This window comes from Georgenia ruanii, assembly GCF_009193175.1.
Classification (GTDB): domain Bacteria; phylum Actinomycetota; class Actinomycetes; order Actinomycetales; family Actinomycetaceae; genus Georgenia; species Georgenia ruanii.
The window spans coordinates 116,080-138,997 of the sequence record NZ_VUKE01000008.1 but is presented as its reverse complement, the minus strand read 5'-3'; the positions used below and the strand labels follow the sequence as shown (position 1 = coordinate 138,997).

General features: G+C 73.5%; 20 protein-coding genes. 13 read left to right on the top strand and 7 right to left on the bottom strand.

The genetic code is table 11. From position 1 onward, the window contains the following. The first annotated feature begins 289 nt into the window (after nt 1-289). A complete protein-coding gene (locus GD880_RS09875; RefSeq protein ID WP_152231452.1) occupies nt 290-952 on the top strand; it encodes a dihydrofolate reductase family protein in 663 nt (220 codons plus the stop codon). A gap of 74 nt (nt 953-1,026) precedes the next feature. On the opposite strand, the gene GD880_RS09870 is transcribed toward GD880_RS09875, so the two are convergent. The 7 genes from GD880_RS09870 to zwf form a co-directional block, all read right to left on the bottom strand. After that, on the bottom strand, nt 1,027-1,788 hold the full coding sequence (locus GD880_RS09870; protein WP_226909531.1) for a cyclase family protein: 762 nt from the start codon (nt 1,786-1,788) through the stop codon (nt 1,027-1,029). A 202-nt stretch (nt 1,789-1,990) separates the two neighbouring features. Next, nucleotides 1,991-2,260: a hypothetical protein gene (locus tag GD880_RS09865; RefSeq protein ID WP_152231451.1), complete on the bottom strand. Its 270-nt coding sequence runs from the start codon at nt 2,258-2,260 to the stop codon at nt 1,991-1,993. 148 nt (nt 2,261-2,408) lie between these two features. Further along, nucleotides 2,409-3,458 (bottom strand): cytochrome d ubiquinol oxidase subunit II, encoded by a 1,050-nt coding sequence (locus GD880_RS09860; RefSeq protein ID WP_152231450.1) that lies wholly within the window; start codon nt 3,456-3,458, stop codon nt 2,409-2,411. Beyond that, the gene (locus GD880_RS09855; RefSeq protein WP_152231449.1) at nt 3,455-4,888 is read right to left on the bottom strand and encodes a cytochrome ubiquinol oxidase subunit I; all 1,434 of its coding nucleotides are present in this window, start codon (nt 4,886-4,888) and stop codon (nt 3,455-3,457) included. The genes GD880_RS09860 and GD880_RS09855 overlap by 4 nt, the downstream gene beginning before the upstream one ends. Beyond that, a complete protein-coding gene (locus GD880_RS09850; protein ID WP_152231448.1) occupies nt 4,885-6,258 on the bottom strand; it encodes an NAD(P)/FAD-dependent oxidoreductase in 1,374 nt (457 codons plus the stop codon). Before GD880_RS09850 ends, GD880_RS09855 begins: the two co-directional genes overlap by 4 nt. Then, a complete protein-coding gene (locus GD880_RS09845) occupies nt 6,255-7,835 on the bottom strand; it encodes a GMC oxidoreductase (RefSeq protein ID WP_152231447.1) in 1,581 nt (526 codons plus the stop codon). Before GD880_RS09845 ends, GD880_RS09850 begins: the two co-directional genes overlap by 4 nt. 12 nt (nt 7,836-7,847) lie before the next feature. Beyond that, the gene (zwf, locus tag GD880_RS09840; RefSeq protein ID WP_152231446.1) at nt 7,848-9,215 is read right to left on the bottom strand and encodes a glucose-6-phosphate dehydrogenase; all 1,368 of its coding nucleotides are present in this window, start codon (nt 9,213-9,215) and stop codon (nt 7,848-7,850) included. Nucleotides 9,216-9,952: 737 nt separating this feature from the next. On the opposite strand from zwf, the gene GD880_RS09835 reads away from it, so the two are divergent. The 12 genes from GD880_RS09835 (at nt 9,953) to GD880_RS09780 (ending at nt 22,837) form a co-directional block, all read left to right on the top strand. Beyond that, nucleotides 9,953-11,602, top strand: a complete 1,650-nt coding sequence (locus GD880_RS09835; RefSeq protein WP_152231445.1) for an FAD-dependent oxidoreductase — start codon at nt 9,953-9,955, stop codon at nt 11,600-11,602. 14 nt (nt 11,603-11,616) lie between these two features. Then, nucleotides 11,617-12,891 carry a cytochrome P450 gene (locus GD880_RS09830; RefSeq protein WP_226909530.1) on the top strand — a complete coding sequence of 425 codons (1,275 nt, stop codon included), beginning with the start codon at nt 11,617-11,619 and terminating at the stop codon, nt 12,889-12,891. 89 nt (nt 12,892-12,980) lie between these two features. Beyond that, on the top strand, nt 12,981-13,565 hold the full coding sequence (locus GD880_RS20715; protein WP_319593262.1) for an FUSC family protein: 585 nt from the start codon (nt 12,981-12,983) through the stop codon (nt 13,563-13,565). Nucleotides 13,566-13,739: 174 nt separating this feature from the next. Beyond that, nucleotides 13,740-15,767, top strand: a complete 2,028-nt coding sequence (thrS, locus tag GD880_RS09820) for a threonine--tRNA ligase (protein WP_152231443.1) — start codon at nt 13,740-13,742, stop codon at nt 15,765-15,767. Further along, nucleotides 15,767-16,441, top strand: coding sequence for an HIT family protein (locus GD880_RS09815; RefSeq protein ID WP_152231442.1), 675 nt, complete (start codon nt 15,767-15,769; stop codon nt 16,439-16,441). The genes thrS and GD880_RS09815 overlap by 1 nt, the downstream gene beginning before the upstream one ends. Beyond that, nucleotides 16,441-17,118: a phosphatidylinositol phosphate synthase gene (gene pgsA, locus GD880_RS09810; RefSeq protein WP_152231441.1), complete on the top strand. Its 678-nt coding sequence runs from the start codon at nt 16,441-16,443 to the stop codon at nt 17,116-17,118. The genes GD880_RS09815 and pgsA overlap by 1 nt, the downstream gene beginning before the upstream one ends. After that, a complete protein-coding gene (locus tag GD880_RS09805; RefSeq protein WP_152231440.1) occupies nt 17,115-18,104 on the top strand; it encodes a phosphatidylinositol mannoside acyltransferase in 990 nt (329 codons plus the stop codon). Before pgsA ends, GD880_RS09805 begins: the two co-directional genes overlap by 4 nt. Then, complete coding sequence (locus GD880_RS09800; protein ID WP_152231439.1) at nt 18,104-19,330, top strand: glycosyltransferase family 4 protein; 1,227 nt, start codon at nt 18,104-18,106, stop codon at nt 19,328-19,330. The genes GD880_RS09805 and GD880_RS09800 overlap by 1 nt, the downstream gene beginning before the upstream one ends. After that, on the top strand, nt 19,327-19,935 hold the full coding sequence (locus tag GD880_RS09795) for a hypothetical protein (protein ID WP_152231438.1): 609 nt from the start codon (nt 19,327-19,329) through the stop codon (nt 19,933-19,935). The genes GD880_RS09800 and GD880_RS09795 overlap by 4 nt, the downstream gene beginning before the upstream one ends. A gap of 83 nt (nt 19,936-20,018) precedes the next feature. Then, a complete protein-coding gene (locus GD880_RS09790; protein WP_152231437.1) occupies nt 20,019-21,224 on the top strand; it encodes a PrsW family intramembrane metalloprotease in 1,206 nt (401 codons plus the stop codon). Between the two features lie 128 nt (nt 21,225-21,352). Next, nucleotides 21,353-22,273, top strand: a complete 921-nt coding sequence (gene pdxS, locus GD880_RS09785) for a pyridoxal 5'-phosphate synthase lyase subunit PdxS (RefSeq protein WP_152231436.1) — start codon at nt 21,353-21,355, stop codon at nt 22,271-22,273. A gap of 9 nt (nt 22,274-22,282) precedes the next feature. Then, a complete protein-coding gene (locus GD880_RS09780) occupies nt 22,283-22,837 on the top strand; it encodes an NUDIX hydrolase (protein WP_152231435.1) in 555 nt (184 codons plus the stop codon). Nucleotides 22,838-22,918 lie beyond the last annotated feature (81 nt).

Below are 22,918 nucleotides of genomic sequence, written 5' to 3'. Positions count from 1 at the left end.
CCCCGGCGGACACGGGAGGACCCGGACGCCCCCGGTGTGCCTCCCGGAGGCGCACCGGGAGCCCGCGAACGGCTGATCGACGCCGCCTCGCTCGTGGGCGCCGAGAGGCCGATGGCGACGCGACCACCGACGAGGAGGCTCCGCCGGTCGCCGAGGACCTCGCGGGCGGCGTTGATCGGGCAGACCGACGGGGGCTTCGGCGCTACGGTCGGCGCACTGATTGCGGACCGCCGACGGTTCAGCGTCCCGCGTTCTCGTCCCGGATGACGACCCACGACCAGGAGACCGCATGTCACTCGTTCGCGTTCACAACTTCTCCGTCTCGCTCGACGGATTCGGTACTGGCGAGGGGCAGCAGCTGGATGCGCCCTTCGGCCACGCCGGGCACCGGCTGCTCACGTGGGCCTTTCCCACGCGCACCTTCACGCAGATGGGCCTGCACGGCGAGGAGGAGGGCTCCGCCGGCGTCGACGAGGCGTTCGCGAGCCGGTGGGCCGGCGGCATCGGCGTGGAGATCATGGGCCGCAACAAGTTCGGTCCGCAGCGGGGCCCGTGGGCGGACGAGGAGTGGCGCGGCTGGTGGGGCGACAACCCGCCCTTCCACACGCCGGTGATCGTCCTGACCCACCACCCGCGGCCGCCGTTGGAGATGGAGGGCGGGACCACCTTCCACTTCGTCGACGCCGAGCCCGCCGCGGCGCTCACGCAGGCACGCGCCCTCGCCGGCGACCTCGACGTGCGCATCGGCGGCGGCGTCACCACGATCCGCCGGTTCCTCGAGGCGGATCTGATCGACCAGATGCACATCGTCCTCGTGCCGATCGTCCTCGGCCGCGGCGAACGACTCTGGGACGGCCTCGAAGGACTTGAGCAGCGCTTCCACATCGAGGCAGCCCCCTCGCCCAGCGGCGTCATCCACCTGACCTTCGAGCGACGCCACCACGCCGCGTAACCGGCCCTGGTCGGGACGGGCCGTCCTCGACGCGGCCGGGCCCCGGCGCCCGCGGAGCCGTCGACGGCACCTCGTCACAGCACGGCGATCGGGTTGATCGGAGACCCGGTCCCGGTCGGCAGCCGGAGCGGCGCGATCACGCACATGAACGACCATCGCCCCGTCTGCCCGCAGATCGGCGCCAGATCCTCGAACTGCAGGTAGTCCATCAGCATCAGCCCGAGCGCGTTGATGGCAAGCACGTGCACGGGGTAGTCCACCCCGTCGACCAGGCTCGGCGCGGTATCGCCGTTCCCGTCGCTGCCGAGCACGGCGACCTGCCGCTCGGCCAGCAGCGGCACCACGTCCGGGTGCAGCCCGGCCCGGGCCGCCGCGGCGTCCCAGGGCCCGCGCTCCGTCCGCCGCTGCCGATGCCCGACCCGCACCAGCAGAATGTCACCGCGACCGGCCTGAACGCCCTGGTTCCGCTCGGCGGTCAGCAGGTCGTCGACGGTCACGTGGTCGCCGGGCTCCAGCCAGGGCGCTCCGCGGGAGCGCGGCACGTCGAGGAGCACCCCGCGGCCGACGATCCCCTCACCGGCCAACCCGATGGACAGCTCGCTCGCCCCGTGCTCGGTGATCGTGGCCGCGTCCACCCCGTTGTACAGCTCGCCGTCGACGATCACGTGGCACAGCGCGTCGAGGTGGCTGTCGGCGTTGCCGTGGATGTTCATGTCGATCCGGTCCAGGCTGAACGCGAGCCCCCCACCGGCACTGCCCCCCTCCTTCATCCGGTGCCGGGCGGGTTCGGGGTTGTCGGGCGTCACGCGCCCCTCCACCGGCGCGGCGAGCGACACCGCGCGGCCCAGCCTCACCTCACCGGCGGCGGCGACGGTCCCGGCGGGATCGAGGTGGTTCAACGCGCCGCGCCGGTCCTCCGGTCCCCACGGCACGCTCGTCCTGAGCCGCCGGTAGAGCGAGCGGAACGCGTCCTCGCTCATCCGCCGCGGCGAGGCGCTCTCCTCCGCGCCGCCCGTGCGCCTCATCCCGGTCACGTGGTCAGCCTCCCCGCCCGGTGGGCCCGCGTGACCGCCGCCAGATGGCCCGCTGCGCGGGGAGCCCGGCGAGCGCGACGGCCGTCAGGACGCGCAGCCGCGAGATGACGTCGTCGGCGGCGCCCTGCAGGACGTCGAACTGCACCACGTCCCCGGCGGGCTTGCCGACCGCGGAGCGCAGCACGGCCAGGTTCATCACGGCCGGCTCCGCCCGAAGCTCGGGCACCAGCGCGTCGGTGATGTCGGGCGGGCTGACCACCCGCAGGTGGATCACGCCGCCACCGCCCGGCCGTGGGTTGTCCGAGGCGTTGTCCGAGGCGGGCGCCGGCCCTGGACTCGTCGATCGACCGGACGCCGTCGCACCGAGCTCGGCCACGGATCGGAGCATCTCGCGGCCGTCCGGCCGGGCGGGTGGATCCCGATCACTGCTGGACGGCCGGCGGGACCTCGGTGAGGTCCTCGTCGTGGTCGGCCGCGAGCCTCGCCGTGGTGTCGAGCCGGAAGAGCAGCGCGAGGGCGGGGCCGACCAGCACGACGGCGACGACGGTCACCACCACCAGCCACCGCAGGGTGTCGGGATCCCCGGCCGCCTGGTCGATGGTGAGGGTGGTGGGGAGTGCGTAGGGGCGTTGCGCGGCCCCCCAGGCAAGGACCAGCAAGGCGACCGCCGCGACGGCGGTCAGCCGGGTCGCCCGCAGGACGCCTCGGCTCAGAAGGAGCCCGGTCAGGAGGACCGCGATCGCGGCGAGGATGCCGAAGACCAGGCCCCATCCCGAGGTCAGTCCGTCGAACAGCCGGGCGGCGTCCTGGTGCATCACGAGCAGGCCGACGACCATCAGGAGCAACAGCACCCCGCCCGACCCGATCGACCGTCGGCGGAAGTAGGCCTCGAGGTCCGGCTCGCCGAAGCGGCGGGCGTCGGAGACGAGGAACGACGCCGCGACGAACGCGGCCGCGGCCAGCCCCACCAGCCCGAAGACCACGGAGGTGGGATTCAACCAGGAGGTGATCGGGTCGCCCTGCCGGTTGCCGGGGGGGACCCGGCCGGAGGCGACGCCACCGAACGCCGATGCGAGGAAGTACGGCGTCAGCACCGAGGCGACCCCGAACACGACACCGAGGCGGTGCCGGCGAGCGACACCGAGAGTCGGCTTGCGGATGGCGAACGCGGCGCCGCGCAGCACCAACCCGAGGGCGGCGAGGATCAGGGCGACCCACATGGTCGACATCACCGCCTCGAAGACCGGCGGGAATCCCGTCCACGTCACGATCAGCGCGAACACCAACCAGACGTTGTTCGCCTCCCACACCGGCGCCATGGCGTAGTCGACGAGCTCGCGGGGGCGGGCGCCGCGATACCTGTCGCCGGCCAGCAGGTCCCAGATCCCGGCTCCGAAGTCGGCGCCGCCCCCGCAGCCGTAGGCGGCGATGAGCAGCAGGAGGACGACGGCCACGACGTCCGCGCTGCTCATCGCTCGGCCTCCTCCCGCTCACCGGTGCCGCGCTGCGCGGGGACGTCCGCCGGTGCGCCGCGCCGGGTCCGTGCGAGCGCGGCGTCCTCGTGCCGCCAGCGGGTCTTCAGCCGCAGCAGGAGCCCCAGCATCGCCCACACGACCAGCGCGTAGACCACGACGACGATCGCGAACGAGAGCCACATCGGCCCCGCGCTGATGTGCGTCACGGCCTGCGACACGCGCATCTGCTGGTAGACGATCCAGGGTTGCCGGCCGACCTCCGCGGTGACCCAGCCGGCCTCGATCGTCACCACCGACGCCACGCCGGCCAGGGCCGCGGCTCGGTAGAACCAGCGGGATCGGGGCATGTCGCGGCGGCGCACCCAGGCCACCGCGTACCACAGCGCGAGGCCCAGCAGCAGCGTGGCGATCCCGACCATGGTGTCGAAGGCGAAGTGGGTGATGTTGGCCTCCAGGGTGGTCGGGCGGTCCTGCGCCGGTGTCTCGGACAGGCCCTGGACGACGGTGCTCCGGCTGAAGCCGGCCAGGACCGAGTCGAGGCCGGGGATCTTGACCCCGCCGGCGACCGTCCCGTCCGGTTGCAGCCGGCCGTAGAGGTACTCGGCCTGGTCCGGCCCGGTGGTCCAGACGATCTCGGTCGCGGCGAACTTCACCGGCTGGTGCTGGTAGACGTCGCGGGCGAGCGAGTCGCCGATCATCAGCTGCAGCGGGGTGACCACGGCGGCCACCGTGAACGGAACCAGCATGCCCAGCCGGTGGTAGCGGTCCCGGCGTCCGCGCAGCCATCCGACGGCGTACACGCTGGCGACGACGAAGCCGGCGGTCATGTACGCGGCCCCGATCATGTGCAGGAACTCGCCCCTGACGATCGGCGTGATGAGCACCTGGCCGACCTTGACGGCGGTCGGGTTGCCCTGGCTGTCGAGCGTGAAGCCCTGCGGCGTGTTCATCCAGGCGTTGACCGAGAGGATGGAGAAGGCGCCGACCAACGCGATGACCGGCAGCGGCAGCCCCACGAGGAAGTGGGCGCGCGGGCTCATCCGCTTCCAGCCGTAGATGTAGATCGCGATGAGGATCGCCTCGAGGAAGAAGGCCCAGCCCTCGATGCCGAACGCGAGGCCCATCACGTCGCCCCAGGTCCCCATCAACCCGGACCACAGGAGCCCGAACTCGAAGCTGATCACCGTGCCGGTCACGGCGCCCACGGCGAACTGGATCGCCATGACGTTGGACCAGCGCCGGGCCAGCTGCATCGCGACGGGGTCGCGCCGGCGCAGGCCCAGGTAGTTCATCACCAGCGTGATGAAGGGCAGGGCGACACCGAACGGGACCAGGATCACGTGCACCATCAGGGTGAACGCCATCTGCTCGCGCGCGGGCAGCAGCTGGGCGGTGGCGTCGGCGAGGACGTAGGCGGTGGGGTTCATGACCGGGTCCGTTCACGCGCAGCGAGCGACTCCGGCACAGGGTGGTAGAGGTCCTCGCCGGGTTTGACCCGGGCCATGGTCACCGCGCGCTCGCGGCGTGTTTCCCGGCTGAAGGCGGTGGCCCAGGTCAGCAGGGCGCCGAGCCGGTTCCGGAAGCTCGTGAGGAACGCGAGGTGGATGAACAGCCATCCCAGCCAGCCGACGAGACCGCTGGCGTGGACCGGACCGACCGAGAGGACGGCCCGCCCCCGGGAGATGTAGGCGGCCGATCCCAGGTCGTGGTAGCGGAACGGCCTCGGCTCGCCGGCGCCCCGCTCGACCTGGCGGGTGATCCTGCGGCCGGCGTACAACCCGCCCTGCATGGCGACCTCCGCGACGCCGGGCAGGTGTCCCAGGCTCATCAGGTCGCCGACCACCGAGATCTCCGGGTGTCCGGGGAGCGTCAGGTCGGGCCGGACCTTGAGCCGCCCGGCCCGGTCCTGTTCCGCGCCGGTCCGGCGCGCCAGCTGCCCGGCAAGTGCTGGTGCGGTCACGCCGGCGGTCCACAGCACGGTGCCGGCGTCGAACCGCCGGGCGGTGCCGTCGGGTCCCTTGACCTCGATCCCACGGGCGTCGACGGCGGTGACGATCGAGCCCATGTGCAGCTCGACCCCCATCCCGGCCAACGCCTTCGCCGCGCGGGCCGCGAGCTTCGGACCGAAGGGCGCCAGGGGTTCCTTGCCCCCGTCCAAGAGCAGCACCGTGGTCTCGTCCGGGTCGAACTGCCGGTACTCGTTGCGCAACGTGAAGGTGGCGACCTCGTGGATCTGGCCGGCCAGCTCGACTCCGGTCGGGCCGGCGCCGACCAGCGCGAAGGTCAGCCAGCGCCGCCGCTCCGCCGGGTCGGTCGCGGTGGACGCCATCTCGAACGCGCCGAACACGCGGCGCCGGATGGTGAGCGCGTCCTCCAGCGTCTTCATGCCGGGCGCGACGAGGGCGTACTCGTCGTGCCCGAAGTAGGACTGCTGCACCCCCGCGCAGACGATCAGGTCGTCGTACGGGATCTCGATCGGGCGGCCGGTGGGCCGCAACCCGATCACGCGTCGCGCCGCGACGTCGACGTCGGTCACCTCGGCAAGCACGCAGTCCACGTTCTCGTGGCGGCGCAGCACGTGGCGCAGCGGGACCGCGATCTGTCCCTCGGACAAGATGCCCGTCGCGCACTGGTACAGCAGGGGTTGGAACAGGTGGTGCGGCGTGCGGTCGACCACGGTCACCTGCACCGGCGCGTGCCGGAGGGTGCGTGCGGCGAAGAGGCCGGCGAAGCCGCCCCCGATGATCACCACCCGCCGCGGGGTGATGTGGTCGGGGAGTCCGGGATCGACAGTCATCGAAGCCGTTCGAGCAGGTGGTCGCCGACCCGGAGGGCGTTGGCGATCGCGGTCAGCGACGGGTTGACCGCCCCGATGCTCGGGAAGAAGCTGGTGTCGACGACGTAGAGGTTGTCCAGGTCGTGCGCCTTGCAGTTCGTGTCCAGCGCGCTGCTCGCCGGGTCGGTCCCGAACCGCACCGTCCCCGCCTGGTGCGCGGTGGCACCGATCGGCATCGTCTTGTGCAGGTAGAGGCTGTGGTCGAGCAGGTGGTGCTTGCGCAGGCCGAGGTCGCTGAGCATGCCGTCGAGCTTGTGCCGCAGCCGACGGACGCCTTCGACGTTGTTCTTCTCGTCGAGGGTGAGGTGGATCGCGCCCTCCTTGCCGACGGTGACCCGGTTCCCGGGTTGGGGCAGGTCCTCGCCGCACAGCCAGAAGTCGACCCCGTGGTGGGCCAGTACCCCGAACGGCAGGTCGGGCGAGAGGCGGCCCGCCCAGCGGGGGGCCTCGGCGTGGATCTGGGTCGCGTCGGACTTGCCCAGCATCTGGATCCCGCCGAGCGGGTAGTCCGAGTCGTCCGCGCCGAGGTACCAGTCGTTCATCGCCATCGTCTTCTGGAAGGCGGTCGGGTTGGGTTCGGCGGAGATCGCCATGAGGGCGAGGTTGTTGTGCCGCATGTAGTGGCGCCCGACGACGCCCGAGCTGTTGGCGAGCCCCTCCGGGTGATGGTCGCCGGCGGACCGGAGCAGCAGGGCGGCGGAGTTCACGGCCCCGCAGGCGACGGCGACGACGTCGCCGGTGAACGTCGTGACGGACCCGTCGCCCAGCTCGGTCACGACCCCGGTCACCGTGCGCCCGGACGGGTCGGTCTCCAGGCGCTGGACGTTCGCGTCGGTGACGAGCGTGACGTTGTCCCGGTCCAGGACGGGGTCGACGCAGATGACCTGCGCGTCGGACTTGCCGTTGACCAGGCACGGGAACCCGTCGACGCGGCTGCAGCGGATGCACACGCTGTGCCGGTTCGCGACGCCGGGCGAGTCCTCGTGCAGGTTGACGCCGATCGGCAGGTGGAAGGGGTGCAGTCCCTGCTTCTCCAGGTCGTCGCTGAGCTGCTGGATCCGCGGCTCGTGCGCGACGGGCGGGAAGGGGTACTGGGCGCTGGCCCGGCCCTCGGTGGGGTCCTCACCGTGGCTCCCGTGCACCAGGTAGAGCTCTTCGGCCTGCGTGTAGTACGGCTCGAGGTCGTCGTACGAGAGGGGCCAGGCGGGCGAGATGCCGCCGTGGTGGCGGATCTCCCCGAAGTCCTCCGGGCGGAGGCGGAACAGGGCGGCCCCGTAGAACTTGGTGTTGCCCCCGACGTAGTAGTTGACCTCCGGCTGGAACTCGTGGCCGTGCCCGTCGTACCAGGACTCCGGCGCGAGGTACTTGCCGCGCACGAAGACGGCCCCGCTGTCCCAGTTGTCCAGCTCCCGGGGCAGGAACGAGCCGCGTTCCAGCCAGAGCACCCGGGCCCCGCCGGTCGCGAGCCGGTGCCCCAGGGTCCCGCCCCCGGCGCCGGTGCCGATGACGATGACGTCGTAGTGCCGGTCGTCTGCCATGGTGCCTCGCCCTCACTGCGGGTCGTGCCAGTGGTCACCTGGGTCGAGCAGCCGGTCGGCCTCCGCCGGCCAGGTTCCCCGGGCGTAGGTGGTGACGGGTACGGCGTCGTCGAGGATCGGCTCGACCACGCGCCACGCCGCCTCGACGGTGTCCTCCCGGGCGAACAACCACCGCTCGCCGCTGAGGGCGGCACCGATCAGCCGGTCGTACGGGCGGGTGTCGGAGCCCGGCTGCTCGGCGAAGACGAGCTCGTGGTGGTCGAGGGCCATGTGGCCGGGCTGCTTGCCTGCCAGGGTCAGCCCGATCTCGGTCTCCGGCCAGACCCGGAACCGCAGCACGTTCACCGACTGGAACGGGTCGACGCCGAACACGTTCTGCGGCGGGCGCCGGAATCGCAGCGTGACCTCGGTGGCCGTCACCGGCATGCACTTGCCGGCCCGGATGTAGACCGGCACGTCCGACCACCGCCAGGTGTCCACCGTGAGCCGCAGCGCCACGAAGGTCTCGGTCGTCGAGCCGGGCGCCACCCCGGTCACGTCGTGGTACCCCTCGTACTGGCCGCGCACGACGCGGTCGGGCGCGAGCGGGGGGATCGCCTTGGCGATGTTCGCCCGGCCGTCCCGGATCCCTTCCAGATGGCCCGCCGGTGGGGGATCCATCAGCGTCGTGGCGAGCACCTGCAGCATGTGGTTCTGCACCACGTCACGGACGGCGCCCGTCCGGTCGTAGAAGGCACCCCGGTCGGACACGTCGAAGGCCTCCGCCATGGTGATCTGGATGCTCTCGACCTCGTCCCGGTTCAGGAGCGGTTCGAGGACCCGGTTGGCGAACCGGGCCACCAGCACGTTCTCGACCGGCTCCAGGCCGAGCCAGTGGTCCACCCGGTAGATCGACTCCTCCGGGAAGACCCCGTGCAAGGTCTCGTTCAGCGCCTGCGCGCTCTTGAGGTCCGTGCCGAACGGCTTCTCCACCATGATCCGGGCTCCGGCCGCCATCCCCGCCCGCTGGATGCCCTGCCCGATCGTGCCGAACAGCGGCGGCGGCACCTCGAGGTAGAACAACGGGGGAGCGCCGTCGGGCAGCAGCTCGGCCACGCTCCGATAGGTCGAATCCGCCGTCAGGTCGCCGTCGACGTACTGCAGCAGGTCCAGCATCCGCTTGGCGGGGTCGCTGTCGGGCTCGATGTCGTTCAGCCGCAACGACTCTGTCGCGTAGTTGCGGAACTCCGCGAGGCCCCAGCCGCTCTTCGCGACACCCACCACCGGGACGTCCAGGACGTCCCGCGCGACCAGCCCGACCAAGGCCGGAAAGGTCTCGAGCTTCGCCAGGTCCCCCGTGGCCCCGAAGATCACCAACGCGCCGAGCTGGTCCGATGCCATGACCGTCTCCTCCGTCGTGCCGGGGTTTCCACCACAACCCCGGAGACGGGGTCGCGACTCACCCTCAAGGGGTGAACGGCACCAGCCGGCTCCCGCGGCACCCCGGGCGAGTACCCGCCCACCGAGCGGAACCGTCGATGCGGCCCGACCGGCATCGACTCGCCTGGGCCCAGGCGAGTCCTGACCTCGGCGACGGACCCGCGACCGCGACGGCGTCGCCGGCGCCCACGCCGCCGACGCCCACGCCGCAGGCCGACAATGAAGCCGGCCGACAATGACGGAGGACCAAGGCGGGGGCACCGATCCGAACTCGGTACGCCCGGCCCGGGCCGCCGGCTGCTCCGCGTCGGCGCGGTTCCGGGAGCTGATGCTCTCGACCCCAGGCGGGAAGGTCGTCGTAGTGTCCTCCTTCGCTCGAGCCCGCGCATCGTCCGTGCCGGGGCTTCGGGGCTGGCGGCCGGCTGCCACGCCGCCGTCGTCGCCCCGATGAGACGCCGACACTGAACGGCATGTGGGCTGGGGCGCGAACCGCGCGGTCTTTCGCGCCGATGCGCAGATGCGCCGATGACGTCCGAGCACTTCGTCCTGGGTGAGTGATGGCGCGGAAGCTGCCACGGTTCAAGACTCGTCAGTCTGGCGGCTCGCGTGGCGAGGCCCTGTTCGGGAACGGCAGCGGGGCACGCGCGCCACCCGGGTCGGCTGCCCGTTGCACCACGACCTGACGGGAGAAGGCCGACATGAAGCTCGTCGTGGACCTCACCCGCTGCCAGGGCTACGCGCAGTGCGCCTTCTTGGCCCCGACCGCATTCACCATGCACGGGGACGGAGAGGCCCTGCTCTACGACCCCGATCCCAGCGACGAGCTGCGGGAACGGGTGCTGCGGGCGGCGGCGGCCTGCCCGGTGCAGGCGATCGTTCTCGACCGGGGACCTGCCGAGAACGGCGCTCGGAGGGCGGCCGCCGCCGCAGCGCGCCGCGGCGACATGGACGAGGCGTTCCTGAAGACCGGAAGGATCGTGATCGTCGGGGCATCGCTGGCCGGCGCGCGGGCCGCCGGCGCGCTGCGCTACCAGGGATTCACCGGCTCGCTGACCGTGATCGGCGACGAGTCGGCCGAGCCCTACGACCGCCCCCCGCTGTCCAAGCAGGTGCAGGAGGGCAGGGTCCCGGCCGGCCACACCGGACTGCCGCGGCGCCAGGCCATCGACGCCGACTGGCGGCTCGGTGTGGCGGCCACCGGGCTGGACCTGGCCGCCAAGCAGGTCCGCCTGGCCGATGGCTCATCGGTGGGGTTCGACCGGCTGCTCGTCACCACCGGTGTGCGGGCCCGGCCGTGGCCGAACCCGGCCGAGGCGGCGCTGGACGGGGTGCTCGTGCTGCGCACCCGGGAGGACGCCGACCGGCTCCGGCGGCTGCTCGCCGCGCGGCCGAGTCGCGTGCTGGTCATCGGCGCCGGGTTCACCGGCTCGGAGGTCGCCTCCGTCTGCCGCGAGCTGGATCTACCGGTCACCGTTGCCGAGGCCGGCCCGGCGCCGCTCGTGGCCGCCCTCGGTGACGCGATCGGTGCCGTCGCGGCCGACATGCAGCGCGAGGCCGGTGTCGACCTGCGCTGCGGGGTCAGGGTCGCCGCGCTGGAGGGGGAGGACGGGCGGCTGCGCCGGGCCCGGCTCTCCGACGGCAGCACCCTGGACGTCGACGTGGCGGTGGCCGCGCTCGGCGGCGTCCGCAACGTCGAGTGGCTGGACGGCTCCGGGCTGGCGGCGGGACGGTGGGGGGTGGCCTGCGACGCCGGCTGCCGCGCCATCGACGCCAACGGCCTGGTCACCGACGACGTCTTCGTCGCCGGCGACGTCGCCCGGGCCCCGCAGCCGCTGTTCGGCTACCAGTTCCTGGCGCTGGAGCACTGGGGCAACGCGGTCGCCCAGGCCGAGGTCGCCGCGCACAACATGATCAGCGACCAGGCGCACCGCTGGCCGCACCTGGACGTGCCGATCTTCTGGTCCACCCAGTTCGGCACCGAGATCAAGTCCGTCGGCGTGCCCAGCATCGCCGATCAGGTCGTCATCACCCAGGGCTCGGCGCCCGATCGCCGGTTCGTCGCCGCCTATGGCCGACAGGGCCGCCTGGTCGGCGCGGTCACCTTCAACCAGGCGAAGTGGCTGGAGTTCTACGGCCGGCAGATCGAACGCGCCGCGGCCTTCCCGCCCGCGCACCGCACGGTCGACCCACCCGCCGAGCTGCGCCCGGTGCCGGCCGGGTTCCCCACCCAGCCCATCCCCACCCAGAGCGCGACGGTCGTGCTCACCGGGCACGACCCCGCCGAGCGGCGCGCCACCCTGCTGGCCCCGGCCGCAGGATCCTCCCCGCCCCCCACGACCCGCGCCTGAAGGAGGCCGCCGTCATGGTGATGACCGCGTCGCCCAGCGTCTTCGCGCAGATCCTCGACTACGCCAACCGCGCCGACCCGTATCCGCTCTACGCCGAGCTGCGCAAGACCCCGGTGGCCCTGCAGGAGGACGGCAGCTACGTCGTCTCGACCTACCGGGAGATCGTCGACCTGCTGCACGATCCGCGGATCAGCTCCGACCCGCACAACCTGCCCCCCGAGGCCGCCGCCGCGGGCGCCGAGGACGCGCCGGGGCTGCCGCCGAGCTTCATCCGCACCGACCCACCCGAGCACGACCGGCTGCGCCGCCTGGCGATGCGCCACTTCGGCCCACCGCACACCCCCGACCGCATCGACGCGATGGTCCCCGACCTGCGCCGCACCATCACCGGGCTCATCGACGGCCTCACCGGCCAGAGCGAGGTCGACGTCGTCGACCAGGTCGCGTACCCGTTCCCGGTGACGGTGATCTGCCAGCTGCTCGGGGTGCCCCGCGAGGACGAGCCTCGCTTCCACGTCTGGGTGGAGGCCATCGTCGGTGCGCTCGACCCGAGCGGCGGCGCTGCGGAGGAGGTCCAGCGCAAGGCCGCGGCCGCCAGGCAGCAGATGGGCCTGTACTTCGTCCGGCTCGTCGACGCCCACCGCGGCGCCCCCGGGGCCGACCTGCTCTCCGCGTTGGCCACCGACGACGGCCCCGAGGGGCGCATGACCGACGGGCAGCTGCTGACCACCGCGTTCCTGCTGCTGATCGCCGGGCACGAGACCACGGTCAACCTGATCACCAACGGCACGCTGACGTTGCTGCGCCACCCCGCCGTGCTCGAGCGGCTGCGCCGCGAGCCCGAGATGGTCATCCACCTGGTCGAGGAGCTCCTGCGCTACGAGCCACCCGTGCACTTCATCCCGTGGCGGGCGGCCCTTGACGACATCGAGATCGCCGGCACCACCATCCCCAGGGGCTCCCGGGTCGTGCTGGTCCTCGCCTCGGGCAGCCGCGACCCCGCCCACGTGCGCGACCCGGACCGGTTCGACCCGGACCGGTTCGACCCGGACCGGTTCGGACTCACCCGCGACACCGACCAGCACCTGGGTTTCGGCGGCGGCATCCACTACTGCTTCGGCGCCCCACTGGCACGGCTGGAGACGCAGACCGCACTGACGGAGCTCTCCCGTCGGCTGGTCAACCCCCGCCTGGTCGTCGACCCACCGCCCTACCGCCAGAACCCGGTGCTGCGCGGACCGCGACACCTGCAGGTCGCCGTCGACGGCATCGCCCCCGCGTCGTCCTGATCCTCGGATGCGCGATGCCCGGCTGACGAGGCCGGGGCCTCCGCCCCGCCGCGGCCGCAGGCACTGGCCTGGCTCGCCGGCTCAGCGCTGTGGATCGCCAGCACCTGCGTCCTGTGGCTGGCGCGCGGCCGCAGCTCGCGGCAGGCGCCCGTTCCGGAGGTCCCGGGAGACACCTCGCGACGCGAGCCGACCCGCCGAGTGGTCGAGTTCGCCCTGGTCCGGGCGCTCGCGGTGACGGGCTCCGCCGTGATCGGCTTCGGCCGGGGCCTGCCGAACGCCTCGGGGCGCTGCCCGTCGCCACGATCGTCGCCAGCATGGCGAGCGTCAAGGAGTCCGTGCTGGCAGCCCAGCAGCGCCTGGCCGGCGCCGTCGTGGGCGCGGCGCTCGCCTGCCCGGTGCCGACCATCCACGACAGCCGCGCGCTGGAGCTGGTCCTCGTGGTCCTCTCCGCCGCGGCGAACTCCATCCGATACGTGAACGACGCGCTGTCCACCGCTGCCGTCGCCGCGACCGTGATCATCGCGAGCGGCCTGCACCACCCGTCCACCCTTGCGGCGGAGGAACAACGGATCCTCTACACCCTGGTCGGCGTCGGGATCGGCGTCGCCGGCACGCTTCTCACGGACCTGCTCCAGAAGCGGGCCTCCGCCCAGGTCGCACGGCAGGCAGCGTGAGCCGGGGGCGTGTCTCGTCGTGCATCGAGCCGGACGACGACGGGGCGCGGGACGACGCCACGGGCCCTGCCGGGGCACGGGGGATCGGTGCCGCGTGTCGCGCGGTGCGCGGCACCGGGGGCGCCGCTCGGTAGGATCGGGTGGTCCTACCCGCCAACTGCCAGGAGCCCCACCGTGTCCGACCACACCCTGACCATCGACGGCGTCGAGCAGACCGTCAGCGGGGGAACGACGGGCACGGAGCTGTTCGCCGGCCGCTCGGAGGTCGTCGCCCTCAAGGTCGGGGGCGAGCTGCGCGACCTGGCCACCGCCGTCGACCAGCTGCCCGTCGGCGCCGGCATCGAGCCGGTGACCATCGACAGCCCCGACGGCCTGGCGATCCTGCGCCACTCCGCCGCGCACGTGCTGGCCCAGGCGGTCCAGCAGGTCAACCCGGACGCCAAGCTCGGCATCGGTCCGCCCATCACCGACGGCTTCTACTACGATTTCGACGTCGAGCAGCCCTTCACCCCCGAGGACCTCAAGGCCCTCGAGAAGGTCATGGGCCGCATCGTCAAGGAGAACCAGGCCTTCCGGCGCCGCGTGGTCACCGAGGACGAGGCCCGCGCCGAGCTGGCCGACCAGCCCTACAAGCTCGAGCTCATCGGGCTCAAGGGCCCCGGCGGCGACGGCGAGGCCTCCGACGCCGACGTGGCCGAGGGCGCCTCGGTCGAGGTGGGCGGCGGCGAGCTGAGCATCTACGACAACGTCCGCCGCGGCGGCGAGGTGGCCTGGAAGGACCTGTGCCGCGGCCCGCACCTGCCCTCGACGAAGTACATCGGCAACGGCTTCGCCCTCATGCGCTCGGCCGCCGCGTACTGGCGCGGCAGCGAGAAGAACCCCCAGCTCCAGCGCGTCTACGGCACCGCCTGGCCCAGCAAGGACGAGCTCAAGGCCTACACCGAGCGCCTCGCCGAGGCCGAGCGGCGCGACCACCGCCGCCTGGGCTCGGAGATGGACCTCTTCTCCTTCCCCGACGAGATCGGCTCCGGCCTCGCCGTCTTCCACCCCAAGGGCGGGATCATCCGCACCCAGATGGAGGACTACTCCCGCCGGCGGCACCTCGAGGAGGGGTACTCCTTCGTCAGCTCCCCGCACATCACCAAGAAGAACCTCTTCGAGATCTCCGGGCACCTCGACTGGTACGCCGAGGGCATGTACCCCCCGATGCACCTGGACGAGGAGGTCGACGCCGAGGGCAACGTGCGCCGGCAGGGGCAGGACTACTACCTCAAGCCCATGAACTGCCCCATGCACAACCTCATCTACCGCTCGCGCGGTCGCTCCTACCGCGAGCTGCCGCTGCGGCTGTTCGAGTTCGGCACGGTCTACCGGTACGAGAAGTCGGGTGTGGTCCACGGCCTGACCCGGGCGCGCGGGTTCACCCAGGACGACGCCCACATCTACTGCACGCGCGAGCAGATGAAGGAGGAGCTGACCCGCACGCTCACCTTCGTGCTGGACCTGCTCAAGGACTACGGCCTCGAGGACTTCTACCTCGAGCTCTCCACCCGCGACCCGGAGAAGTCCGTCGGCGACGACGCGGCGTGGGAGGAGGCCACCCGCACCCTCGAGGAGGTCGCCACCGCCTCCGGCCTCGACCTCGTGCCCGACCCGGGCGGCGCGGCCTTCTACGGCCCGAAGATCTCCGTCCAGGCCAAGGACGCGATCGGCCGCACCTGGCAGATGTCGACCATCCAGCTCGACTTCAACCTGCCGGAGCGGTTCGACCTCGAGTACACCGCCGCCGACGGCTCGCGCCAGCGGCCCGTGATGATCCACCGTGCCCTGTTCGGCTCGATCGAGCGGTTCTTCGCCGTTCTCCTCGAGCACTACGCCGGCGCGTTCCCGGCCTGGCTCGCCCCGGTGCAGGTGCTCGGCGTGCCGGTGGCCGACGTCTTCGACGACTACCTCCGCGGCGTCCTCGACGAGCTGCGGGCCCAGGGCGTGCGCGTCGAGCTCGACGCCTCCGACGACCGGTTCGGCAAGAAGATCCGCAACGCGGCCAAGGAGAAGGTGCCCTTCGTGCTCATCGCGGGTGGGGAGGACGCCGAGAACGGCACCGTGACCTTCCGCTACCGCGACGGCAGCGGCGGACCGGTGCCGGTGGCGGAGGCGGTCGAGCGGATCGTGGCCGCGATCGCGAACCGGGAGCAGGTCTGATGGACGAGCAGCGCGCCGGGACCGCCGGCGCCGGGACGGCGGGCGCCGGCGCCGGGACGGCGGGCGCCCGGCCCCAGGCCGAGCCGGCGGCGGACTTCGCCGGCGTGCCGGACGCCTTCCAGCGACTGTGGACCCCGCACCGCATGGCCTACATCGACGGCGAGGACCGCCCCGACGACGACGGCGAGCAGGCGTGCCCGTTCTGCCGGGCGCCCTCCCGCAGCGACGAGGACGGTCTCATCGTCCACCGCGGCGAGCTGGCCTTCGTGGTGCTCAACCTCTACCCGTACAACCCCGGTCACCTGCTGGTGTGCCCCTACCGGCACGTGGCCGGCTTCACCGACCTCACCGACGCCGAGCGCGAGGAGGTCGGCGTGCTCACGGCCACGGCCATGCGGGTGCTCACCGCGGTCTCCGCGCCGCACGGGTTCAACCTCGGGATGAACCAGGGCGCCGTGGCCGGCGCGGGGATCGCCGCGCACCTGCACCAGCACGTGGTGCCCCGGTGGGGCGGGGACGCGAACTTCTTCCCGATCGTCGCGCGCACCAAGGCGCTGCCGCAGGTGCTGGGCGACACCCGCGGGCTCCTCGCCGACGGATGGGCCCGGCTGGCCGGCGCCGCGGGCGCCGCCGGTGCCGCTGGCGCCCCGGCCGGCGAGGAGGCGGTGCGCTAGTGCTCAGCAGGAGCGGGCGCGGCTTCGCCGCGGCGGTCTTCGGCCCGGCCGCCCGCGTGCTGGTCCGGCTGGGCGTCAGCCCCGACGTCGTCACCGTCGGCGGCACCGCCGCCACCACCGTCGCGGCCCTGACGCTGCTGCCCACCGACCACCTGACCGCCGGCGCGCTCGTCGTCGGCGCGCTCGTCGTCGCCGACAACCTCGACGGGCAGATGGCCCGGATGACCGACCGGGTCTCACGCTGGGGCGCGTTCCTCGACTCCACGATGGACCGCATCGCCGACGCCGCCCTGTTCTCCGGGCTGCTGCTGTGGGCGCTGCACCACGTCGAGGGCGCCCTGGGTGCCTGGACGGCGGCCCTCGCCCTCGCCTGCCTGGTGCTCGGCGGGGTGGTGCCCTACGCCAAGGCGCGCGCCGAGGGCCTGGGCATGACGGCGAACGTCGGGCTCGCCGAGCGCGCCGACCGGCTGGTCCTCGCCCTCGCCGCGACCCTGCTCGTCGGGCTCGGCCTGCCCGCCTGGGTCATGACCGCCGCGCTGGGCCTGCTCGCCGCCGCCAGCGCCGTCACCGTGGTCCAGCGCATGCGCACCGTCTACGTCCAGGCCCGGGCCGCCGGCCGGGACAGCACGGCGGACGGGCAGGACAGCGCGCCCACGCCCGAGGGTGCCGCCTCGTGAGCCTCGACATCGCCCGCGTGTTCCGGCTCGCCCAGCGCGGCGTCGAGCGCCTCCCCGAGCCGGTGGCGCGCGCCGCCTTCACCGCCGTGGCCGACGCCGCCTGGCTCGCCCACGGCGCCGGGGTGCGCCAGCTCGAGACGAACCTGGCCCGGCTGCGCCCGGACCTGTCCCGCCGGGCCCTGCGCCGCCTCTCCCGGGAGAACATGCGCGGCTATCTGCGCTACTACCGCGAGTCCTTCCAGCTGCCCCGCCTGGCCCGCGCGCAGATCGAAGCCCGGGTGCGGGTGATCGGCGACGCCCCCCTGCGCGCCGAGTTCGCCGCCGGGCGCTCGGTGCAGTGCGCCCTGTCGCACTCGGGCAACTGGGACCTCGCCGGCGCCTGGGGCACCCGCGAGCTCGCCCAGGTCCTCACCGTCGCCGAGCACCTCGAGCCCGAGGAGGTCTTCCAGGGCTTCCTGCGGTTCCGCACCGGCCTCGGCATGACGATCATCCCGCTGGAGAAGGGCGGCAACGTCTTCCGGGAGCTGCTGCGCCTGTCGCGCACCGGCACCTACCTGGTCCCGCTGCTGGCCGACCGGGACCTGTCCAGCACCGGCGTCGAGGTCGACCTCGCCGGCCACCCGGCCCGGATGGCGCCCGGCCCGGCGGCCCTGAGCAAGGCTGCCGGGCAGGCCCTGCACGCCGTGATGATCCGCCACGAGCGGCTGCGGGGGGCGCGCCGCCGCGCGGCGGGCGGGCCGTGGGGCCTGGTGGTCGAGTTCAGCCCCCGGCTGGACCGGCCCGGAGAGCAGGCCACCGTCGCGGACCTCACCCAGCGGTGGGCCGACTGGGTGGGCGCCCAGCTGCGCCGGCACCCCGACGCCTGGCACATGCTCCAGAAGGTCTTCCTCGCCGACCTCGACGCCGGCCGGCTCGCCCGGTCCGCCGAGCGGGCGCGGCAGGCGGCGGGGGAGAGCCCCGCCGGCGCGCCCGAGGGGCGCGGCTGATGCGGGTCGGGATCGTCTGCCCGTACTCCTTCGACGCGCCGGGCGGGGTGCAGTTCCACGTCCGCGACCTCGCCGAGGAGCTGATCCGCCGCGGTCACACCGTCTCCGTGCTCGCCCCCGCCGAGGACTCCACCCCGGTGCCCGACTACGTCGTGTCCACCGGGCGCACCGTCGCCATCCCGTACAACGGGTCGGTGGCCCGGCTGAACTTCGGCCCGGTCGTCGCCGGCCGGGTGCGCCGCTGGGTGGAGCAGGGCGACTTCGACCTGCTGCACATCCACGAGCCGATGATCCCCTCGCTGAGCATGCTCGCCCTGTGGGTGGCCGACGGGCCGGTGGTCGCCACCTTCCACACCTCCATGGAGCGGTCCCGCGCGCTGCAGGCGATCTCCCCGGTGGTCGTGCCGATGCTCGAGAAGATCACCGGGCGCATCGCCGTCTCGGAGGAGGCCCGGCGCACCCTCGTCCAGCACCTGGGCGGGGACGCCGTCGTCGTCCCCAACGGCGTCTACGTCGACCGGTTCGCCGGCGCCGCCCGCCGGCCCGAGTGGGAGGGCAGCGACGCCCGGCCGACCGTGGCGTTCCTCGGCCGGCTCGACGAGCCGCGCAAGGGCCTGCCCATCCTCGCCGAGGCCGTCGGCCCGGTGCTCGCGGAGTTCCCCGGTGCCCGCTTCCTCGTGGCCGGGCGCGGCGAGGCCGCGCAGGAGCGGGCCGCGCTGGCCCGGTACGGCGACGCCGTGACCTTCCTCGGGGGCGTCAGCGACGAGGACAAGGCCAGCCTGTTCGCCTCGGTGGACGCCTACGTCGCCCCGCAGACCGGCGGGGAGAGCTTCGGCATCGTGCTCGTCGAGGCGATGAGCGCCGGCTCGCTCGTCGTCGCCGCCGACATCCCCGCCTTCCAGGCCGTGCTCGACGGCGGCCGCCTCGGCCGGCTCTTCAGCCGCGGGGACCCCCTCAGCCTGGGCCGGACCCTCGTCGAGGTGCTCGGCGACCGGGCGGGCACCGTGCCGGTGGTCGAGCGCGCCGCCAGCGCGGTGCGCCGCTACGACTGGTCGACCGTGACGAGCCAGGTGCTCGCCGTCTACGACATGGTGCTGTCCACCGCGCACGCCCGCGTGAGCGAGGACCCGCGCTCACGCACGATGTTCGGCCGGCTGCGCGCCGCCAGCAAGGCCGTCACCGGCGGCGGCATCCAGGCCCTCAGCGGCGGGGAGGAGCGCTCGTGAACCTCAGCGACTGGGTGCTGCTCGGCGTCGTGGTGGTCGTGCTCCTCGGCTGGGCGCTGTGGGTGCAGGCCTCCCGGGTGGACCGGCTGCACCGTACGGTGCTGCGCTCGCGCGCGACCCTGGAGACCCAGCTGGTCCGGCGGGCGACGGCGGCCACCGAGCTCGCCGCCTCCGGCGCGCTCGACCCCGCCGAGGCGATCGTGGTCACCGACGTCGCACTGCGCGCCATCGACGCCGCCCCGGCCGGGCTCGTCCGGGACGGGCTGGAGGGCGCCCCGGGCTCCGACCCGCTCGGTGAGGGAGCCGCCGTCGACGACGCCCCCGACCGCGGCCTGGTGGAGAGCGAGCTCAGCCGCACGCTGCGCACGGTGCTGGGCGAGCCGGAGGACCGGGCGGCGCTGGCGGCCGACCCGCGCGCCACCGAGGTGCTCGGCCATCTGCAGCGGTCCTGGTACCGCCTGCAGGTGGCGCGCCGCTTCCACAACGCCCACGTCCAGCGGGTGCGCGAGGTCCGCGCCCGGTGGGTGGTGCGGACCTTCCACCTGGCCGGGCGGGCGCCGCTGCCCGAGCCGTTCGACATGGACGACGGCCTCCCGGACGACTGACCCGGCGCCGCTGCCCGAGCCGTTCGACATGGACGACGCCCTCCTGAACGAGTGAGCCGGCGCCGGACCCTAGGGTGGCGCAGGTGAGCGGTCCGAACCTGCCCCCGCCGTCGGGCCGCGTGGGGCGCCGCGCCGGCCCGCCCCCGCGCCCTGCGGCCGTGACCCCGGAGGCCCAGCTGCCGGGGCGGCCCCAGTGGGGCCCGGTGCCGCGCCGGCACGCTGCGACGCTGGCGGTCGAGGTGGCCGGCGTCGCCCTCGGGCTCGTCGGGGCGCTGTGGGTGCTGTCCACCGTGCTCGCCGTGGGCGGCACCGGGGCGACCGCGCTGGCGGGGGCGCTCGCCTTCGTCCCGCTGGTCGTCGTCCTGGCCACCGTGCGCTGGGTCGACCGGTGGGAGCCCGAGCCGCGCGGCCTGCTCGCCGCGGCGCTCGCGTGGGGGATCGGGGTGGCGGCCGCCGTCGCGCTGTTCCTCAACGACCTCATCGCTCTCAGCGTCTACGCCGTCACCGGCAGCCCCGACCAGGCGGAGGCGTTCGGCACGGTGGTCGGTGCGCCGGTGGTCGAGGAGCTCGCCAAGGGCGCCGGGGTGCTGCTGATCTTCCTGCTGCGGCGGCGCGCGGTGGACGGGCCGGTCGACGGCATCGTCTACGCCGCGGTGGTGGCGGCCGGCTTCGCCTTCACCGAGAACGTTCTGTACTTCGTGCAGTACCGCGAGGCCCTCTCGCAGGTCTTCGTGGCGCGCGCGATCTACTCGCCGTTCGCGCACGTGACCTTCACCGCGTGCACCGGCATCGCCCTGGGCCTGGCCTCCCGGCGCTCGGGAGCGGCATGGGTGGTGCTCTTCCCGGTGGGCGTGGTCGCGGCGATGGCGCTGCACGCGGTGTGGAACGCCTCCGCGGTGCTCGGGGCGTCCGACGCCGTGTACTGGGGGTTCCAGGTGCCGCTGTTCGTCGGACTGATCCTGCTCGTGCTCTGGCTGCGCTCCGACGAGCGGCGAACGATCGCCCGACGGCTGGGGGAATACGCCCAGGCCGGCTGGTTCACCCCCTTCGAGGTCACCATGCTGACCTCGATGCCGGGCCGGCGCCGCGCCCGCGCCTGGGCCGCCACCCGCGGCCCGGCCGCCGAGCGGGCCATGCGGGACTTCCAGGCGTCGGCGACCTCGCTGGCCTACACCCGCCAGCGCGCGCTGTCCGGGCGGTACGACCCGCGCGTGCGCCGCGACGAGCAGGAGCTGCTCGAGCAGGTGGTGCGCAGCCGGGCGGCGGTCACGGGCGCCGGGGCGGTGTGACGGCGGCCTGGCGACCACCTGGCGGGCGCGCGGTGGGCGCGCTCGTCCACCGTCGGGCAGACCGGCACGGGCCGCACGGCGACACGACTAGACTCGAGGCGTCAGCCCCCCATCCGCAGAAGGTCACCGTGTCAGAGAACGAGTTCGCCGTCACCGAGCAGGCCACCACGCAGCAGGGCACCGCCCGCGTCAAGCGGGGGATGGCCGAGATGCTCAAGGGCGGCGTCATCATGGACGTCGTCACCCCCGACCAGGCGAAGATCGCCGAGGACGCCGGCGCCGTCGCCGTCATGGCCCTCGAGCGGGTACCCGCCGACATCCGCGCCCAGGGCGGCGTGTCGCGGATGAGCGACCCCGACATGATCGACGGCATCATCGACGCCGTCACCATCCCCGTCATGGCCAAGGCCCGCATCGGCCACTTCGTCGAGGCGCAGGTGCTGCAGGCCCTTGGCGTGGACTACGTCGACGAGTCCGAGGTGCTCACCCCGGCCGACTACTCCCACCACATCGACAAGTGGCAGTTCACCGTGCCGTTCGTGTGCGGGGCGACCAACCTCGGCGAGGCGCTGCGCCGCATCACCGAGGGCGCGGCGATGATTCGCTCCAAGGGCGAGGCCGGCACCGGGGACGTCTCGAACGCCACGACGCACATGCGCGCCATCCGCGACGAGATCCGCCGGCTGCAGAGCCTGCCCGAGGACGAGCTGTACCTCGCGGCCAAGGAGCTGCAGGCGCCGTACGACCTCGTCAAGGAGGTCGCCGAGAAGGGCAAGCTGCCCGTCGTGCTGTTCACCGCCGGCGGCATCGCCACCCCGGCGGACGCGGCCATGATGATGCAGCTGGGCGCCGAGGGCGTCTTCGTGGGCTCGGGCATCTTCAAGTCCGGCAACCCCGCCCAGCGCGCCGCCGCCATCGTCAAGGCGACGACGTTCTACGACGACCCGAGCGTCATCGCCGAGGTCTCCCGCGGCCTGGGCGAGGCCATGGTCGGCATCAACGTCGACGACATCCCCGTCCCGCACCGGCTCGCCGAGCGCGGCTGGTGAGCCCGCGCGGTGCCTGACGCGCTGACGTACGGGCTCGGGCCCGACTGGGTGCCGGGCCCGGACGGCGTGCCGTTCCGGCGCGCCGCCCGCGTCATCGTGGTCGACGAGGCGGACCGCGTCCTGCTCGTGCGGGGGCACGACGCCGGCGAGGTCACCCGCTCGTGGTGGTTCACCGTGGGCGGGGGGCTCGACGACGGCGAGGACGTGCGGGCGGGCGCCGCCCGGGAGGTGTTCGAGGAGACCGGGCTGGTCGTGGCCCCGGACGACCTGGTCGGGCCGGTGCTCACCCGCAGCGCGTTGTTCGACTTCGCGCGGGTGACGTGCCGGCAGGACGAGGAGTTCTTCCTCGCCCGGGTCTCCGGCGCGCACGACTTCTCCGACGACGGCTGGACCGAGCTCGAGCGCGACGTCCTCGACGAGGTGCGCTGGTGGGACCTCGACGCGCTCGACGCCGCGGTCGCGGATGGGACGGTCGTCTACCCCACGCCGCTGCCCGAGCTCGTGCGCACCCTGCTGGGCGGGTGGGACGGCACCACGCCGCACCTGGACGAGTCCTCCGTGTGATCCGGGCACGAGCCAGACGCGCCGGCGACGGGGGCGCGTGGGGCACCGGTATCGGCCGCGGCACCGCCGGCGGCCGCTGCA

Bases quoted from the DNA above. Each gene is read 5' to 3' on its own strand.
- GD880_RS09875 (WP_152231452.1), top strand. From the start codon at position 290: ATGTCACTCGTTCGCGTTCACAACTTCTCCGTCTCGCTCGACGGATTC.
- GD880_RS09860 (WP_152231450.1), bottom strand. From the start codon at position 3,458: ATGAGCAGCGCGGACGTCGTGGCCGTCGTCCTCCTGCTGCTCATCGCC.
- GD880_RS09855 (WP_152231449.1), bottom strand. From the start codon at position 4,888: ATGAACCCCACCGCCTACGTCCTCGCCGACGCCACCGCCCAGCTGCTG.
- GD880_RS09850 (WP_152231448.1), bottom strand. From the start codon at position 6,258: ATGACTGTCGATCCCGGACTCCCCGACCACATCACCCCGCGGCGGGTG.
- GD880_RS09845 (WP_152231447.1), bottom strand. From the start codon at position 7,835: ATGGCAGACGACCGGCACTACGACGTCATCGTCATCGGCACCGGCGCC.
- zwf (WP_152231446.1), bottom strand. From the start codon at position 9,215: ATGGCATCGGACCAGCTCGGCGCGTTGGTGATCTTCGGGGCCACGGGG.
- GD880_RS09835 (WP_152231445.1), top strand. From the start codon at position 9,953: ATGAAGCTCGTCGTGGACCTCACCCGCTGCCAGGGCTACGCGCAGTGC.
- GD880_RS09830 (WP_226909530.1), top strand. From the start codon at position 11,617: ATGGTGATGACCGCGTCGCCCAGCGTCTTCGCGCAGATCCTCGACTAC.
- GD880_RS09815 (WP_152231442.1), top strand. From the start codon at position 15,767: ATGGACGAGCAGCGCGCCGGGACCGCCGGCGCCGGGACGGCGGGCGCC.
- GD880_RS09800 (WP_152231439.1), top strand. From the start codon at position 18,104: ATGCGGGTCGGGATCGTCTGCCCGTACTCCTTCGACGCGCCGGGCGGG.